At 54.5% G+C, this 17,522-nt stretch carries 11 protein-coding genes, 1 tRNA gene and 2 rRNA genes; 10 read left to right on the forward strand and 4 right to left on the reverse strand.

Annotated features, from left to right (window positions below):
- The first annotated feature begins 76 nt into the window (after positions 1-76).
- From Q0792_RS14080 to Q0792_RS14095, 4 genes are all read left to right on the forward strand, one after another.
- Positions 77-3,446 (forward strand): 23S ribosomal RNA (locus tag Q0792_RS14080).
- 85 nt (positions 3,447-3,531) lie between these two features.
- Positions 3,532-3,646 (forward strand): 5S ribosomal RNA (gene rrf / locus Q0792_RS14085).
- A gap of 74 nt (positions 3,647-3,720) precedes the next feature.
- Positions 3,721-3,797: transfer RNA gene (locus Q0792_RS14090), tRNA-Met, on the forward strand.
- A gap of 344 nt (positions 3,798-4,141) precedes the next feature.
- A complete protein-coding gene (locus Q0792_RS14095; RefSeq protein WP_298841721.1) occupies positions 4,142-4,426 on the forward strand; it encodes a hypothetical protein in 285 nt (94 codons plus the stop codon).
- Positions 4,427-4,746: 320 nt separating this feature from the next.
- Here Q0792_RS14095 and Q0792_RS14100 read toward each other — a convergent pair whose 3' ends face one another.
- Complete coding sequence (locus Q0792_RS14100; protein ID WP_298841724.1) at positions 4,747-6,600, reverse strand: sigma 54-interacting transcriptional regulator; 1,854 nt, start codon at positions 6,598-6,600, stop codon at positions 4,747-4,749.
- A gap of 198 nt (positions 6,601-6,798) precedes the next feature.
- On the opposite strand from Q0792_RS14100, the gene Q0792_RS14105 reads away from it, so the two are divergent.
- Genes Q0792_RS14105 through Q0792_RS14125 form a run of 5 tightly spaced genes read left to right on the forward strand, consistent with a single transcriptional unit; the run spans position 6,799 to position 10,890 of the window.
- The gene (locus Q0792_RS14105; RefSeq protein ID WP_298841729.1) at positions 6,799-8,181 is read left to right on the forward strand and encodes a CmpA/NrtA family ABC transporter substrate-binding protein; all 1,383 of its coding nucleotides are present in this window, start codon (positions 6,799-6,801) and stop codon (positions 8,179-8,181) included.
- A gap of 3 nt (positions 8,182-8,184) precedes the next feature.
- The gene (ntrB, locus tag Q0792_RS14110) at positions 8,185-9,018 is read left to right on the forward strand and encodes a nitrate ABC transporter permease (RefSeq protein ID WP_298841732.1); all 834 of its coding nucleotides are present in this window, start codon (positions 8,185-8,187) and stop codon (positions 9,016-9,018) included.
- Between the two features lie 10 nt (positions 9,019-9,028).
- The gene (locus Q0792_RS14115) at positions 9,029-9,934 is read left to right on the forward strand and encodes an ABC transporter ATP-binding protein (RefSeq protein ID WP_298841735.1); all 906 of its coding nucleotides are present in this window, start codon (positions 9,029-9,031) and stop codon (positions 9,932-9,934) included.
- A gap of 17 nt (positions 9,935-9,951) precedes the next feature.
- A complete protein-coding gene (gene cynS / locus Q0792_RS14120) occupies positions 9,952-10,419 on the forward strand; it encodes a cyanase (protein ID WP_298841738.1) in 468 nt (155 codons plus the stop codon).
- Positions 10,420-10,425: 6 nt separating this feature from the next.
- On the forward strand, positions 10,426-10,890 hold the full coding sequence (locus tag Q0792_RS14125; RefSeq protein WP_298841741.1) for a nuclear transport factor 2 family protein: 465 nt from the start codon (positions 10,426-10,428) through the stop codon (positions 10,888-10,890).
- Between the two features lie 367 nt (positions 10,891-11,257).
- On the opposite strand, the gene Q0792_RS14130 is transcribed toward Q0792_RS14125, so the two are convergent.
- Both Q0792_RS14130 and Q0792_RS14135 read right to left on the reverse strand, forming a co-directional pair.
- Positions 11,258-11,842 (reverse strand): tyrosine-type recombinase/integrase, encoded by a 585-nt coding sequence (locus Q0792_RS14130; protein ID WP_367276777.1) that lies wholly within the window; start codon positions 11,840-11,842, stop codon positions 11,258-11,260.
- A gap of 371 nt (positions 11,843-12,213) precedes the next feature.
- On the reverse strand, positions 12,214-14,070 hold the full coding sequence (locus tag Q0792_RS14135) for a methyl-accepting chemotaxis protein (protein WP_298841744.1): 1,857 nt from the start codon (positions 14,068-14,070) through the stop codon (positions 12,214-12,216).
- 1,064 nt (positions 14,071-15,134) lie between these two features.
- On the opposite strand from Q0792_RS14135, the gene Q0792_RS14140 reads away from it, so the two are divergent.
- Positions 15,135-15,341 (forward strand): hypothetical protein, encoded by a 207-nt coding sequence (locus Q0792_RS14140; RefSeq protein ID WP_298841747.1) that lies wholly within the window; start codon positions 15,135-15,137, stop codon positions 15,339-15,341.
- Between the two features lie 77 nt (positions 15,342-15,418).
- On the opposite strand, the gene Q0792_RS14145 is transcribed toward Q0792_RS14140, so the two are convergent.
- Positions 15,419-16,930 (reverse strand): winged helix-turn-helix domain-containing protein, encoded by a 1,512-nt coding sequence (locus tag Q0792_RS14145; RefSeq protein ID WP_298841750.1) that lies wholly within the window; start codon positions 16,928-16,930, stop codon positions 15,419-15,421.
- Positions 16,931-17,522 lie beyond the last annotated feature (592 nt).

Consider the following 17,522-nt stretch of genomic DNA (forward strand, 5'->3'; position numbering starts at 1 on the left):
TGTTCCGGAATAAAGGACGCATTTAGTTACCAGCTGTGCGGCCGCGATTGACGCAAGTCTTTCTTTTTCTGGATCAAATCAAGCGCGAGAAGGGCGTTTGGTGAATGCCTTGGCAGTAAGAGGCGATGAAAGACGTGATACTCTGCGATAAGCCATGGGGAGCTGAGAATAAGCTTTGATCCATGGATTTCTGAATGGGGCAACCCACCTGATACTGTGTTATTATTGCTCTTCGGAGCAGCTAATAATGCGGTAAAACAGGTACTTATAGACTGAATACATAGGTTTATAAGAGCAAACCCGGGGAACTGAAACATCTAAGTACCCGGAGGAAAGGAAATCAATTGATACTCCCCTAGTAGCGGCGAGCGAACGGGGACCAGCCGAGCCATGAGTGTGGTCAGAATGCGTTGGAATGCGCAACCAGAGTGGGTGATAGTCCCGTATGAGAAGCATGATTGGACGTATTAAGTAGGGCGGAACACGTGAAATTCTGTCTGAAGATCGGAGGACCACCTTCGAAGGCTAAGTACTCCTTACTGACCGATAGTGAACCAGTACCGTGAGGGAAAGGTGAAAAGCACCCCGACGAGGGGAGTGAAACAGTACCTGAAACCGAACGCCTACAATCAGTCGGAGCTTGACTGGAGTTCAATTTGGATGTCATTGGAAGCTATGAGATATTTAGCTTCTGTACTGACTTTCGCACTGACAGCATCAACCGCAACAGCCGGCGATTTCGTCGTCGGACTGGGCGTTGATGATGTTTTCGACCAAACTGACACTACGACCGGCGCGGTTGTAATAGAATATCATGCTGATCCGTTTTACGACGGTGCCAAAGCTGATTATTCGTTTGCAGCAGCCGGGCAGATCGACGGAGATGGCGACATCTTCCTCGGAATTGGTGTCCACGCAGAATGGTCGATAGGGACTGGCCCCTGGTATGTAGAAGGCAGTTTTATGCCCGGCTACTACGATGCGGGGTCCGGTGGCAGCGAGCTGGGCGGCAACGTTCAGTTCAGAACACTCCTCGGGATCGGTTACAGACTGACCGATACGAGTAGTATTTCACTTGCCATCGATCACAAGTCCAATGCAGACATCGAGGATATCAACCCCGGCAGTGAAACGCTGGCGATACGATATACAATCGGTTTCTGAAACAGTCCAAATTGATCTCCAGTCTTGTGACGGCGTACCTTTTGTATAATGGGTCATCGACTTGGTCTCACGAGCAAGCTTAAGCCGTTAGGTGTAGGCGTAGCGAAAGCGAGTCTTAATAGGGCGTTGAGTTCGTGGGATCAGACCCGAAACCGAGTGATCTAGGCATGGCCAGGTTGAAGGTAAGGTAACACTTACTGGAGGACCGAACCCACATCCGTTGAAAAGGATCGGGATGAGCTGTGCCTAGGGGTGAAAGGCCAATCAAACTCGGAGATAGCTGGTTCTCTGCGAAATCTATTTAGGTAGAGCGTCATCCGAATACCCTCGGGGGTAGAGCACTGGATGGGTAATGGGGCCCCACAGGCTTACTGATCCTAACCAAACTCCGAATACCGAGGAGTACTAGATGGCAGACACACGGCGAATGCTAACGTCCGTCGTGGAGAGGGAAACAACCCTGACCTACAGCTAAGGCCCCTAATTCATGGCTAAGTGGGAAAGCAGGTGGGACGACCAAAACAACCAGGAGGTTGGCTTAGAAGCAGCCATCCTTTAAAGATAGCGTAACAGCTCACTGGTCTAAATAAGTTGTCCTGCGGCGAAGATGTAACGGGGCTCAAGCCATGAGCCGAAGCTTAGGATGCATTTATTGCATGGTAGCAGAGCGTAGTGTGACATAATTCCATGTCTCCTTGATCCCTTCGGGGAAATTGGAGACGCGGAGTTTTCTGTGAAGCCGGCGCGTGAGCGATCCGGTGGAGAGATCACTAGTGAGAATGATGACATGAGTAGCGACAAAGAGTGTGAGAGACACTCTCGCCGAAAGTCCAAGGGTTCCTGCTTAAAGCTAATCTGAGCAGGGTAAGCCGACCCCTAAGGCGAGGCCGAAAGGCGTAGTCGATGGGAACCAGGTTAATATTCCTGGGCCAGATGGAAGTGACGGATCCCGAAGGTTGTTCATCCTTATTGGATTGGATGGGCCGCTTAGGGGTTCCTGGAAATAGCTCCATCATAAGATCGTACCCTAAACCGACACAGGTGGACTGGTAGAGAATACCAAGGCGCTTGAGAGAACGATGTTGAAGGAACTCGGCAAAATACCTCCGTAAGTTCGCGAGAAGGAGGCCCAGTTTCTACGCAAGTATTGGCTGGGGGCACAAACCAGGGGGTGGCGACTGTTTATTAAAAACACAGGGCTCTGCGAAGTCGCAAGACGACGTATAGGGTCTGACGCCTGCCCGGTGCCTGAAGGTTAAAAGGAGGGGTGAGAGCTCTGAATTGAAGCCCAGGTAAACGGCGGCCGTAACTATAACGGTCCTAAGGTAGCGAAATTCCTTGTCGGGTAAGTTCCGACCTGCACGAATGGCGTAACGACTTCCCCGCTGTCTCCAACATCGACTCAGCGAAATTGAATTACCTGTCAAGATGCAGGTTTCCCGCGGTTAGACGGAAAGACCCCGTGCACCTTTACTACAACTTCACACTGGCATTAGGCCGAACATGTGCAGGATAGGTGGTGGGCTTTGAAGCGTGAACGCCAGTTTGCGTGGAGCCTCCCTTGAGATACCACCCTTGTTCTGCTTGATGTCTAACCGCGGTCCGTTATCCGGATCCGGGACCCTGTGTGGTGGGTAGTTTGACTGGGGCGGTCGCCTCCTAAAGCGTAACGGAGGCGCGCGAAGGTTGGCTCAGAGCGGTCGGAAATCGCTCGTTGAGTGCAATGGCAGAAGCCAGCCTGACTGCGAGACTGACAAGTCGAGCAGAGTCGAAAGACGGCCATAGTGATCCGGTGGTCCCAAGTGGGAGGGCCATCGCTCAACGGATAAAAGGTACGCCGGGGATAACAGGCTGATACTGCCCAAGAGTCCATATCGACGGCAGTGTTTGGCACCTCGATGTCGGCTCATCTCATCCTGGGGCTGGAGCAGGTCCCAAGGGTACGGCTGTTCGCCGTTTAAAGAGGTACGTGAGCTGGGTTTAGAACGTCGTGAGACAGTTCGGTCCCTATCTTCCGTGGGTGTAGGATACTTGAGAGGAGTTGCCCCTAGTACGAGAGGACCGGGGTGAACGATCCACTGGTGGACCTGTTGTTGCGCCAGCAGCAGTGCAGGGTAGCTATGATCGGAAAGGATAACCGCTGAAGGCATCTAAGCGGGAAGCCCCCCTCAAAACAAGGTATCCCTGAGGGCCGAGGTAGACCACCTCGTCGATAGGCCAGAGATGTAAGCACAGCAATGTGTTCAGTTGACTGGTACTAATTGCCCGATAGGCTTGATTTGATCCAGTAGAAGAGAGATTTTCTATAGGTTTCAAAAGCATACACAACACACAGTCGTACGTGACTTGGACAGAGGTTTTTCATGGTTTGGTGATCATAGCGCAAGCAAAACACCCAGCCCCATCCCGAACCTGGCAGTTAAGTGCTGTAGCGCCGATGGTACTGCGTCTTAAGGCGTGGGAGAGTAGGTCATCGCCAAACCTAGTAAAACCTCTGTTTCGTATCTCTCTTTCGATGCGCCTCATATCTGAACTGAACTGAGGCAGCGCAATTGGCGCGGGATGGAGCAGCCCGGTAGCTCGTCAGGCTCATAACCTGAAGGTCGTAGGTTCAAATCCTACTCCCGCAACCAAATATACATAAGTGTTACAATGCATTAGCGCCCTACGGGGCGCTTTTTGTTTTTGGCAATACAAGCCGTGGAAGCACTGTGGAAGCACGCGGATAAGATCGAAGCGTGTGGCGGAACCGCAACGCTCACGCCATTGGAGAAAATGCTCAGACGGCCAAATCCTGCCATTGACCTCGCAATCAACCGCTGTAGCGCAGCTTCCCCGGCGCAAACACCGGTCAATGGGGTGGCATTCCAAAGTCGCAGAGGGCGGTTGAAGGGTTAGTTAATCATGATCCACCCAACCGCAGCCTATTTCGCAGAAATATGCTAGTCTCCACGCTGATCTTTCGGAAGCCCATGCCATGACAGCTACAAGATATCTGATTCTCAGCCTGTTGGTTACTTGGATGGCCAGCTCGGCGCCTGCCCAGACTCCCGTGGAACCGCCACGATTTATTGGCAGCCGCACCACCGCGTCTTCTGTGGCCGCCAGTGTGCCATCCGATGCCCAACGCACAACTGGCCAGCAGAGCATAGTACTTCCTGATGCGCTTATCGGTGCTGCTATGCTTGAAGCCGCGCGGGAAGAGGGCCGCTATTTCATCGAAGAACGCAGATCAAAGGCGGCTGAAGCCGGGGTTGATTAAGAGGTCAGCAACGCCTCGCCTGCCACGGTCCATATCGTTCACGCGGCCACTGTTACCGTTTCTGCCGTGCGCCTTCAGACCGGGCATTCGCCACGACTGCAAAATTTGGGTAGGACGAATTCACAGACTGCGGACAAAGCTGACTTGTGCAACTGCAGCTATTGCTGATGCAGAATTGGTTCGCAGTGTAGCAACGCTATCGGCGCTGCGTAGCAAATGTCGCGAGATCGGTCGTTCACAGATGTTGGATTCGTCCACGCCTGAAACAAGCTCTCCACCTGTAGTCCTTTAATTGAATGAGTGAATGAGCGGTCGATCTTTTACCAATCCGTCTCACTCAGACCAAGTTTTTTTAGCCGCGAATAGAGCGTGGTAGGTTTGATCCTAAGCAGTGCTGCCGCACCGTCTTTCCCAGCAACCCGGCCGTTTGCTTCTTTCATACAGGCAATGATGTTGGCTCTGCGGAATTGTTCTACATCAGCTTCCGTTAGCAACGCGGCAGTCGGCATAGCACCCGGTACAACTTGACTCTGGATCTCTACTTGTAACTTGTTGGATTGCGAAACAATGGCACCGCGTTCAATCACGTTTGCGAGTTCGCGCACGTTCCCGGGCCAGTGGTAATCTTGCAGCCTGCGCATTGCGCCTTCTGTTACGATTGGCAACTTGCGCCCGAGCCGTTTGCAAGCGATGCGCAGAAGGTGTGCTGTCAGTATTGGAATGTCTTCGGGACGATCCCGCAACGGCGGACAGAAAATGGGAAATACACCAAGGTGCAGCATCAAGTCTTGTCTCAAGCGGCCCGCCTGTACCTCGCGGTCAATGTCTCGGGTCGTTGATGCGATGATGCGCAGGTCAAGGCTACGGGCACGGTCATCCCCTAAGCGGACAACCTCACGTTTCTGAAGGGCATCAAGAAGGTGCCCTTGAACTTCCCAGGGAATGTCCGCGACCTCATCAATGAACAAGGTTCCACCATGCGCCAGTTCCAGTTTGCCTGGCCGATCTTTCAGCGCACCGGCGAAAGCCCCGCGAACCTGCCCGAACAACTCGCTTTCGATATTCTCGGGATTCACGGCCCCAGCCTTAAGATGGATCATGGGGCGGCGCTTGCGGCTGCTTTCATCATGAACAGCGGACGCCACAAGAGACTTACCAACGCCGCTTTCGCCCCGGATCAGGACGTTTGTGTCCGTCGGTCCTACAAGCTCAATCTGTTTGATGATCCCCTGTATCGCCTCAGAGCGCCCGATAATGTCGTGATGAGCGCGTTCGATGTTGATAGCTTCCTGAAGGTACGCGTTTTCCTCTTCGAGCTGATCGCGGAGGGCCGCGACCTGATCCATCGCTTCGCGCAATTTCCGTTCGCTCTCCCAGCGTTCTGTTATGTCGCGAAAGATCACCACCGCGCCGACCAACTGGGTGCCGTCATAGATCGGGGTCGAGACATATTCGACGCGGATCGGTTTGCCATCCTTGCGCCAGAACACCTCGTCCTCGATCCGTTTCACCTGTTCATATCGGAAAGACTGGTAGATCGGACATTCATGTGAAGGGTAATGCTCTCCGTTCAGGTGATGGTGGTGGATCTTCGAATGGATATCATGACCGAGAAGATCCTCGTTGGTCCATCCGAGCATCTCTTGTGCGGCTCTGTTCACAAAGGTTGTCTTGCCATCAGCATTGACCCCATAAATGCCCTCGCCAGCGGCGTTGAGGATCAATTGGTTTTCACGTTCGAGATCTGCAAAGAAACTCTGCGCCCTTTGCCATTCCAGCAATCCGCCGTTGTAAAGTTTGCCTGCAGCGGTGTCGGCAGCGCGGCGTTCGAGGGTCTCAAGGTCGAGCATGTGAAGCAGCAGCAGGGGGCGTCCTTCGTCGCGAACCGACCGCCCCGTGATCTCGCTGTTAAGGGGTTTTTGTTTTGCGCTTTGCAGGGTCACTCGTCGTGTCCTTGCCCACCCCCGGTGCTCGACCTCAGTGAGGAAGACAACGAACAAATCCAGTCCATCGGCGATGAACGGGGCGAAATTGGTACCCGTTAGATCGTCTGCAAGCAGTGATTGAGCTTCTGCCGTCGTGGCCAGAATGAGATCTTGGCCAAGATCAATCAGAAGGGTCGGACCAAATGCCCCGGCAAGAAAAGAATCGTAAGGTGTGTCAGTACCGAGCATCCCGTTATGCGGAACGCAAACGCACAAAACCGCAATACGAAATTTCGTAAATTACGAATTATCGTAACCTTTTCGGCTACCGATCTTCTGCATTGCACTGAAATTAATCGAAAAATCTTTTCTTTGCTTTATTGGCGCGTGCCTTCATTTGTCGATTTCTCGCTGCCAACATGATGGAAACTGCAGAGAGGTTGTATCATGGCTGTCAAATCACTTGGAAATCCCTTTTCGTCTAAAACCGATCTGCGACACGCTGCAGATTGTAGCTGCCACACCTGCACCGCATCTACGCCAGACACCGAAGACAGCATCGACCTGTCCACATCCGAAGGCATGATGGAGCGCGCTGTTGAAAGCGCGATTGTGAGGTCGGTCTTTGGCCAAAGCGACATTGGACGCCGGTCGTTCATGGGGATGATGGGCGGATCAACGATGGCCGCCGCGCTTGCGTCAGTCTTTCCGCTGAATGAGGCGAAAGCCGCGATCCTCGATGAACTTGGACCGCCTGAGAAGACAGACCTGAACATCGGTTTCGTGCCGATCACTTGCGCCACCCCGATTATCATGGCCCAGCCTTTGGGTTTCTATGAACGCTATGGTCTAAACGCCCAGGTGATCAAAACCGCCGGGTGGGCCGTCGCCCGCGACAAGTCTCTGAACGGAGAATACGACGCGTCGCACATGTTGACGCCGATGCCTTTGGCGATGACGCTTGGGGCTGGATCTGTCGCAGAACCCTACATCATGCCTGCGGTCGAGAACATCAACGGTCAGGCTATCGTTCTGTCGAATGAACACCTTGATAAGCGCGATCCCAGCCAGTGGAAAGGCTTCACCTTCGGCGTGCCGTTCGAATATTCCATGCACAACTTCCTGCTGCGCTACTACGTGGCAGAGTTTGGGCTCGATCCCGATGTGGACATCCAGATCCGCGTTGTGCCGCCGCCCGAGATGGTCGCGAACCTGCGCGCCGGCAACCTTGACGGTTACCTATCACCGGATCCGTTCAACCAGCGTGCCGTCTATGAAGGCATCGGCTTTATCCATGTATTGACCAAGGAAATCTGGGAAGGCCACCCATGCTGCGCCTTTGCAGCGCCGCTGTCCTTCGCGACGGAATTGCCGAACACCTACGGGGCCTTGCTCAAGTCGATCATCGACGCCACGCAGTACGCCTCGGCGGCAGAGAACCGAAAAGAAATCTCGGAGGCCATTGCGCCAACAAACTACCTCAACCAGCCTGTTACGGTGATCGAGCAAGTGCTGACCGGCACCTTTGCCGATGGTTTGGGTGAAGTGCAGCGCGTTCCCGACCGGATCGATTTCGACCCCTTCCCGTGGCATTCGATGGGTGTATGGATCCTGACGCAGATGAAGCGCTGGGGGTACATCGAAGGAGACGTGGATTATCGCGGCGTGGCCGAACAGGTCTACCTGGCCGCCGACTGCAAGAAGGTCATGGAAGATCTTGGCTATGAAGCGCCGGATATTACTTACAAATCGCACACGATCATGGGAAAAACCTTCGACCCTGCGGCCCCGGAAGAATATGTTAGCAGCTTCCCAATCGGGAAAGGGTAAGCCATGGGCACCCTTTCCCTGAACCAGCGCGCGGCATTATTATCAGTTCTCATGTTGGTTGTCGGCCTCCTGATCTGGGAGGCCGCCATTCCCGCCCAGAAGGCTGCCGAGGAACTGACGGAATACGAACGCCTGACCGGGGCGGGTTCTGCCAAAGCAGGTGTGCCGCCACCCAGCCAGGTTTTTGCCAAGGCGTGGGAACAGCTCAGCAACCCATTCTATGATGCGGGTCCGAATGACAAAGGTATCGGGATTCAGATCGGATATTCGATTTATCGAGTTCTGACGGGTTACTTACTGGCCGCCTTGATCGCGATCCCCTTCGGCTTCCTGATTGGGATGAGCCAGGTGGCCTACAAGGCCTTCAACCCTTTTATTCAGGTGCTCCGCCCGATCTCGCCGCTGGCGTGGATGCCGCTTGCGCTGTTTATCATCGGTGACAGTGAGGCTTCCGCTATCTTCGTGATCTTCATTTGTTCGATTTGGCCCATGCTGATCAACACCGCCTTTGGTGTGGCTGGTGTTCGGGAAGACTGGGTCAATGTTGCGCGCACCCACGAACTTGGCCCGATCAAGACTGCTTTCACCGTGATCCTGCCCGCTGCGGCACCAACGATCCTGACAGGTATGCGGATTTCCATCGGCATCGCGTGGCTGGTGATTGTGGCGGCAGAAATGCTCGTCGGTGGGACTGGGATCGGCTACTACGTGTGGAACGAATGGAACAACCTCGATCTGACCTCCGTCGTTTTCTCGATCCTCATGATTGGTGTGGTGGGCATGCTGCTCGACGCCATGTTCGGCCTGCTGCAACGCCGTGTCACCTACGCCGAATAAAGGAATACCCATGAAACCGTATCTAAGCGTCGAAAAGCTCACTCAGCGGTTCCCGGACGGAACTGGCGGCGAGCTGACCGTGTTCGAAAACGCATCCTTCAGGGTTGAGAAAGGCGAATTCGTTGTCATCCTTGGCCACTCAGGGTGCGGCAAGTCCACGATCATGAACATCCTCGCGGGTCTTGCCGATCCGACCAGTGGTGTTGTGATCATGGACGGCCAAGAGGTCAAGGGCCCTAGCCTGGATCGCGGGGTGGTGTTCCAGAACTACTCTCTGCTGCCGTGGCTAACCACGTTGAAAAACGTGATGTTCGGCGTGAAAGCCCGGCATCCTGAATGGACAAAAAAGCAGGTCGAGGACCATGCGACAAAGTTTCTGGCGATGGTCGGGCTAGAAGGGGATGTGATCCACCGCAAGCCCAGCCAATTGTCAGGCGGAATGCGTCAACGTGTGTCGATCGCGCGGGCCTTCGCCAACCACCCCAAGCTGCTTTTGCTGGACGAACCATTTGGGGCTCTTGATGCTCTCACGCGGGGGACCATTCAGGATGAACTGCTGAACATCTGGGGGCAGATGGAGCAGACCGTCTTCATGATCACCCATGATATCGACGAGGCGATCCTGCTAGCTGACCGAATCCTTCTGATGACCAACGGACCAAAGGCCCGCGTTGCGGAAAGCGTTGAAATCACCATCCCGCGCCCACGCAACCGCACCGAAATCGTCGAGCACCCGAACTATTACGCGATCCGCAATCACTTGGTGCAGTTCTTGGGCAAACGCTCAAAAGAACTGGCCGGACAGCCAACCGAGGCAGGCCAGACTAATGCCCCCGAAACCGTTCGGATCGACCTGACGGACCCTGCAGACGACCCCGAAGACAAACGACCCGCCCTGAAAGCGGTGAATAGCTAAGACCGGAGGAGACCAACATGAAAGACCTCGCTATGACTGAGATGATGACCAAAGAAGACGTCACCGCAATGATCCTGTCCGCTAAGAAACAGGCTGGGCTTACATGGGAAGAGATCGCCGAAAAGATCGACATGTCCCCGGTCTGGACCCATTCCGCTGCCATGGGAATGAACGCCTTCCCGCCCGAAAAGGCCAAGCTGATGGTCGGTGTCATGGGCCTGCCACAAGAGGCTGAAAGCGTACTGGCGGAAAGCCCCACGAAGATTTGGGAACAAGCGGTGCCGACGGATCCCTGCATCTATCGTTTCTATGAAATTGTCGGCGTATACGGGCCGACCCTCAAGGCGCTGATCCAGGAAAAATTTGGTGACGGCATTATGTCTGCCATCGACTTTGACATGACGGTGACCCGGGTGGAGAACCCGAAGGGCGACCGCGTAAAGGTCGAGATGTCGGGCAAGTACCTTGGTTATAACTGCTGGTGATCATCAATGACCCGCATGCCTGTGCCGCCCTTTTCCTACGACGATGCGGTCAAGAAAGTCCGTATGGCAGAAGATGCGTGGAATACGCGTGATCCTGAAAAGGTGGCGCTGGCCTACACACCAGACACAAAGTGGCGCAACCGCTCTGAATTCCTGAACGGGCGGGACGCGGTGCGCGATTTTCTGATCCGCAAGTGGTCACAAGAAAACGGGTACCGGCTCATCAAGGAAATCTGGTCGCATGGCGATAACCGCATCGCCGTGCGCTTTTGTTACGAATACCACGACACGGATAACAATTGGTTCCGCGCACACGGCAACGAGAATTGGGAATTTGACGCTGAGGGCTATATGGCCGTGCGTCACGCGTCGATTAATGACGTCGCAATCGCAGAGTCGGAACGGCTGTTTCATTGGTCTCACGGACCACGGCCAGTAGATCATGCTGGATTGTCGGATCTGGGCCTGTAAAGAACCAGCCAGCTGGACAACCCGAAGATCGTCAACTTTACGGTAAATATCCGCAGCCTTTGGACGCTGACGCCAATGCGTCCCATAACCAAGTTACATATCTGTGTTTGTGGTTGGCAGCTTGGTCCGCAACTCGACCTTTCCGTCTTGAAGCTTTGTCAAACGAAAGAATAATGGCTGCCCTCTTGGCTGCCCTCTTGGCTGCACCGCAGCACTCAACATTGCTAAATTGCAAAGATCTTGTTGCTGCGTGCGCAGGCAGCGAGAAACTCGAATTCACAGGTCGGGCTCGGCGCCGACCAACGCCGCGTACGGGGCAGGCAGCCGCTTTGAGATGACGAACGGCAGGACCGTTCGCCAAGTTGGCTCAAATATCGATCCGCTCTGCAATACTCAGTGCATTTTCGAGTTCGACGCCCAAATATCGAACAGTGCTGTCGACCTTTGTGTGGCCAAGCAGCAATTGTACGGCTCGGAGATTGCCAGTTTTGCGATATATTTCCGCAGCCTTAGTTCTGCGCAACGAGTGCGTGCCGTAACCGCTCGGCTCTAGGCCAATCGCGGTCACCCAATCGCGTACAATCCGCCCGTACTGGCGCGTCGATATGTGTGGCCGGTCGTGGAAGCGGCTAGGGAACATGAAACGGCCCGCGAACATCTCAGGAGATTTGACCCAAACCAGCACAGTCTCACGTGTATTTTCTGTTAGCTCGAACTGAACAGGTCGTTTGGTCTTGCTCTGGATCACGGAAACACGTTCCCCTACCGGGTCCCCGTTTACGAGATCGGTCACCTCAAGTCTGACCAAATCACAGCCGCGCAATTTGCTGTCGATAGCGACGTTGAGCAAGGCAAGGTCTCGCAGATTGCCCGCTAGTTTTAGCCGAGCCCGGATTGCCCAGACCTGCTTCGGTAAAAGCGGCCGCTTCTGACCAATGATCCGCCCTCCGATCCTCCCTCCGTGCCCTGTCTTGAGCACCGCGCTGATGGCAAAAACATAGCATATGTTGAATGGTCGCTTTCTTCACAATCGAACCTTGCTCGACATGTGGCACTTGCGGCAATCTTCTTGCTGCGTGCGCACGCAGCAAGAAAACTGAATTCACAAGATGGGCTCAGAGCGGACATTGACGTCAAACCACACTGACAGCTCCTTTTTTTTGTCCGTGAACGTCTGCCATGTGGACAGAACGGGCTTTCGGCGAACTCGCCCCGATGGCCGCTCTCATTTATTTACGCCAACTGAAACCGCCATCTTTTCCGGGCAAAAAGGGTTAGACATCATAAAAACGTTAAGAGCTATTTGCCTGGCATTCAGAGCAATCAGAATTCGTCCCAACCGTCGTGGCTCGCAAGTCCACCGCCACCTGCGACGGCACCTTTGGACTGTTGTGAAGCTGGGGCTGGTCTCTCCATTTTGACAACTTTAGCTTCTTTGCCTGTCCGGAATCTTGCCGTCGATTGCTTCAAATTGTCAGCCTCGGATGCGAGCAGGGCGCTTGCAGCCGTGACTTCCTCAAATGAAGCAGCCTGTTTCTGTGTGTTTTGGTCAATTTGACTTACAGCGGTTGTAATTTCGCCGATGCCATTCACCTGTTCTGATATCGCGGTGGATATCTCCTCAACCCCTTTCGAGATGCTGACAACGCTATCAGCGATGGCTTCCAGCGAAGACTTTGCGTCGGAGACTTTTTCAACACCTTCAGAAACCGCTGCATCACTTTTTGTGATCACGGCTGCTATTTCCTTCGAAGCTTCGGCTGCTCTTTGGGCAAGTTGCCGAACTTCGGAGGCGACAACAGAGAAGCCACGGCCAGCCTCTCCCGCACGCGCCGCTTCGACGCCAGCATTCAAGGCAAGCAGATTAATCTGAAAAGCAATGTCGTCGATCACACCGACCACACGGGTGATCTCTTTTGAAGCGTCAGCGATACTTGCCATTGAGGCAGCGGCATCAACTGCAACTTTTTCGCTGGACTGGGCCGTGTCACGGGCTGTCTGTGCGTTTTTGCTTGCGTCTGCGACGCTCCCGCTGACCTGCTTGATACTTGCAGAAAGTTCCTCGAGAGCCGCTGACGTCTCTTCCAGAGAAGCTGCATTTTGTTCAGCTTGTTTTGAGAGTGCTTCGGAAGTATCGCGCAACTCAACCGACGATGAAACAAGAGTGTTGCCGCTGCCCGAAATATCAACGATGAGAGACTTGAGCCCGTCCATCATATTGTTGACATTCGTCTGTAGATTACCGAACGCCCCTCGAAAGTCGCCGTCCATAGGCTTCGTCAGATCCCCACGGGCAACACGTTCCAACGCTTCACCTGTTGTGGACAGACCCCGATCGACGGCACCCAACAATCGGTTGATGTTCTCTGCAAGCTCGTTGAGGATCCGATCAGAGAATTTCGCATCCACTCGTTTGGAAAAATGACCGTCGATAGCGGCTTCCACAACGGTGCCGAAAGACTTCCCAAGGTCGATCATCATGGCTTCCCGCACTTCGGCTGCCTTGCGATCGGCCTCTTCTTTTTCCTTCGCCATTTCGACTTCACGTTGCGCAGCAGTCTCTGCCTCTTGTCTGGCTGATTCAGCTTCTTCCTGTGCGTCTTGAGCTTGATGACGTGCTTGGTCAGATAGTTTCAAGCTCTCCTCTAATTCACCTGCCTTGACCTGCATCTCTTTATTGAGCAGTTGCAACTGAACGACCGTTAAGACGAGAGCTGCGGTTTCCAGAACGACAATCACGGCATGAAATGTGGTGCGTCCGATGTTTTCAAGAAACCCGCCTGACGGATAGATTAAGGATGGCATCAGCATCGTCATAGAAATATGATGAACCGCTATGATTGCAGCGGCGGTCAACACGGCTGGGACGCTGCGCAAGATCACCAAGATTGCAAGCAGAGCAAAGTACAGCATGTGGGTATCAATCTGCCAGGGATGCCCCTGAAATACCTGGGTAAACGCAATGGCCTGGCCGATCAAAGCGACACCTGCGCCGACCGCCAGTAGCTTGGGCTGGCTCCGTGCCATCATCAGTCCCAGACCGAGAAAAGCCCCCGAAATAACGGCTGTCATCAACAGGCTTCCACCAATAACGAATGCGGTGAGCATCGAACATGGAATGAGTGAGGCGGCAATAATAAAGACGATACGGGCTGGCGCTGACAGTACTGATGCAAACATGAGAGTTAGGCCCTCGGAACTTGGTTGATTTTTGGGACTTCGACACCACAGAGCGCTGCCAGTGCACTGGCAGGTATCATTATGTAGCCAGACGCCTGGAGCTGATCGTGTGCCGTCTGGGATGCAAGGATCATCCGTGCCAGCGGAGGGCGAATTGGCCCGAGCTCGTGAGCTCCAGACGATGACATGTCCCTTGTTAGACCCGCTGATGATCCGAACTCGAAAACCAGATAAACACCTGCATTGTCTGGCAGACCCGACTGGGACGCGACAACGGACACTGGCCCAATGGCAAGCGTAAACACGAAGACACTAATTATCCAAAGCGCAGGTTTGATCATTCGTGAGCGGATACCGAAAATGTTTTTCGCTTCGGTTAATTCGCGAGAGATCTCAGCAAGATAAAGCGGGTAAAATTTTCTGATTTTCTTTGCAGGCAAGGAAAGGTCCTGAAGGGCTTTTCGACGTGCGAAGGATACTGTTCTTGCGGGAAATCGCTTTGTTTCGTTTGTAAGTGCAGACATTTCCTTTATTCGCGGGTGCAAATGTACTGGCAGTGTGTTGCCGTTTTCTAAAGGGTATGCAAACCAAAGATACCCTTGGCGGATTAACAACGGACATTGGTTCAGTGTGCAGCATTTGGTGATGAGGGCTCGCTGCCTACCTTAGAGGCGGCGCAGCATGAGCGGGCGCGCGTCTCGATCTAACTGGCGAGGGCGGCCCTGAGCTGACTCTGAGCTTGGAAGTCAAGTCCTGCATCAGCAGCCCGCTTTGCTGACCTTCGCTGCAATCGCTCAGTCATATCTGGCATGAACGATGGGACTGCTGACAAAGGGTCGTTCAATACCGTTTGATGCATGCTGACTTTGGATCTTTTTGAAAGCATCAGGGTATTCGGGTGCCTAAAGTCCTCTAGCGCTCCGCTGGCGTTGTCCCAGCCTTGCAGGGTTCAAAGCGATTAGGAACTTTTAAGCGATTTTAAGGATCGTTTTCAGGACGTTTAATCGACGCTTCGGCACGTTGAATTCAACGAAACGTTTATGGCCAACCCCGGAGCAAATACCATGACAACCTTCAACACTAACACCGATCTCAACGCCCGCGGCCACCAGATGCAGAAGGCCCGCGATACTACTGAGACACAGGTCTGGCGGCTGATCGACATGCTGCGCTCGCTTTTGGCACGTACCGCTGCCGATGGTGAGAAGGAGATAGCCAAAACCACCCGCCGTGAGGCGCACCGCCGAAACGTCGATAATCTGCTACGCTGAGCGGACACCTGGCCGTTGCTCGAGCCACTTCTCGGCAACGCACGTGTAAGATAGGCACCACCCGGCTTCTGTAAACCTTACCCTTCCGGCACGCCGGCCTCGCGCATTGCCTTTTCGAACATACGTAGGAAGGGCGGGTATTTGAATGGCGTGGTCTCAAGATTGTACCGCACGCTGTAATGCGGCATGATCGCAAGGAGTTCCGTTGCCATCCGTTTGGCGTCATCGGTGCGGCCAAGAAGCCAATAGGTATGGAGCAGGATGTGGAGGGTCGAGCCGTAGGTAGGCGCTTCGTGATAGGATTGCTCGAGAAACTCGACGACTTCCTCGACCCGCCCCAGGCCGATCAGTATCGGCCCCAAAGCGCTGCGGACAAAGCCGGTGTTCGGGTCGAGAGGATTGAGCCGCAGAGCACGTTCGATGTCCTGTAAAGCGGTTTCAAATTCGCCGACATAGGCGTGGAGCCATCCCGACGAGCCGAGAATCGACACAGAATTTGGGTTCAGCGCCTTGGCTTTGCGTATTGCGACGAAGCCCTGTTCGGCGCTTTTGTCGAGATAGGCGACGCCGTGGCCCGCATGGTTCAGAACCATCGAGTCTGTCGTGCCGCTGTCGAGAAGCGCGTAAGCATCAGGCAGGATATGGGCGGCATCGGCAGCGGTAATGTATCGCCCGCCCGCGGCCATCGTGTAGGCCCAAACGCGGAGCGCGCGCGCATAGGCATAGCCCGGGTCGCGGGCCACGGCCTCATCCAATAGGGCGAAAGCGCGTTTGAAGTCCTCGGGCTTGGCGGTGAAGAGCAGCATTGGCTCGACTTGCAGGCACAGATCATAGGCGCGCAGGTCTTGTTGCGGTTTTTCGCGGCTGCGGATGGCTTCGGCCGCGCGTAAGGTCGGCTCAATGGCGGCGGCAACGCTTTCGGTCAGACGATCCTGCAGATCGAAGATATCGTCGAGCGCGTCGGTAAACCGCTCTGACCAGATCGACCGGCCTGTCGCAGCCTCGACCAGTTGTACCGAAATGCGCAGTGTCTCGCCTGCCTGCTGGATCGAGCCCTCAAGCACATACCGCACCCCCAATTCGCGGCCGACATCCGACAGCTGCACCGCACGACCCTTGTACGTAAAGCTCGACGTAGCAGCGATTGTGAAGAGGCCGGAGATCCTGGTGAGCGCGCCGATCAATTCCGTCACGATGCCGTCCACGAGGTAGTCCTGCTCGGGTCGTCCGGTGAGGTTGGCGAAGGGCAGGACGGCGAGCGACGGCGTGTCTGGCACCTCCGGGCCGGTTACGGTCGCGGACGGGGTCGCGCCAATGACGAGCTTGTATCCCACGCCCGGCACTGCCGCGATGGCCTTAGCGCCAAGCGCTTTCCTGAGCGTGCTGATCTGGACCGAGAGGTTGCCCTCCTCCACCGCCAGACCGCCCCACACGTTTTCTAGAAGCTCCGCCTTTGATACAACCCGGTCGCGATTTGCATCCAGATGGGCCAGAACGTCGAACGCGCGCGCTCCAATCGCCACCAAATCTCCATTGATCCTTAGATCACGGGCCTCACGGTCGATATCGAGCAAAGGGATTAACGGCAATTTTAACTCCTGTAGCCGTCTGAAGAGTTGCGATATTTGGAGGCCTACCTCAGCGCAGTAATCACATAAGCCTATACCGTTTTTGACGAACCCGTGTGAAATTCTTTCGTTAGATGTGTAAAGCAACAATGCCATCGGGCTCCGTCCTAAATGCCTTTCGATGCATACGCCTTCTCTATGCTGTTGGCAAAAATCAACTGCATTCCCAAATCGGATTTCCTAGCTTGAGATGTTGCTGCGCCGGTGACGACTGTCCACTGTTTCTTCTGCGTAGCAGCGGTCAGGACCGGAGGAGTTTATTCTGCATTTGCGAGCGGCCTCGACCGGGTTACGTCCGGAAAGGCGCGAAGCTGCCGTCAGACGCTGTGCAGTATTCTAGGTTGGAAATACTGCAGCGACTGCCAGTTTCGGCCCAAAGGCGACATCCGACCGCTGACACCAATGCTGCAGTCGCAGCCCGCATAGCCGACCTTCGCTGCGGCTGCTCTATTTCAGTCATGGCAGAGGTCGGGAGTGCGGACGGAGCTGCCGATCACTGACAAAAACGAACGCCCGCTTTGGCGGATGGGCGCCTGAACCTAGGATGCGCGTG

Source organism: uncultured Roseobacter sp. (assembly GCF_947495025.1).
Lineage (GTDB): Bacteria > Pseudomonadota > Alphaproteobacteria > Rhodobacterales > Rhodobacteraceae > Roseobacter.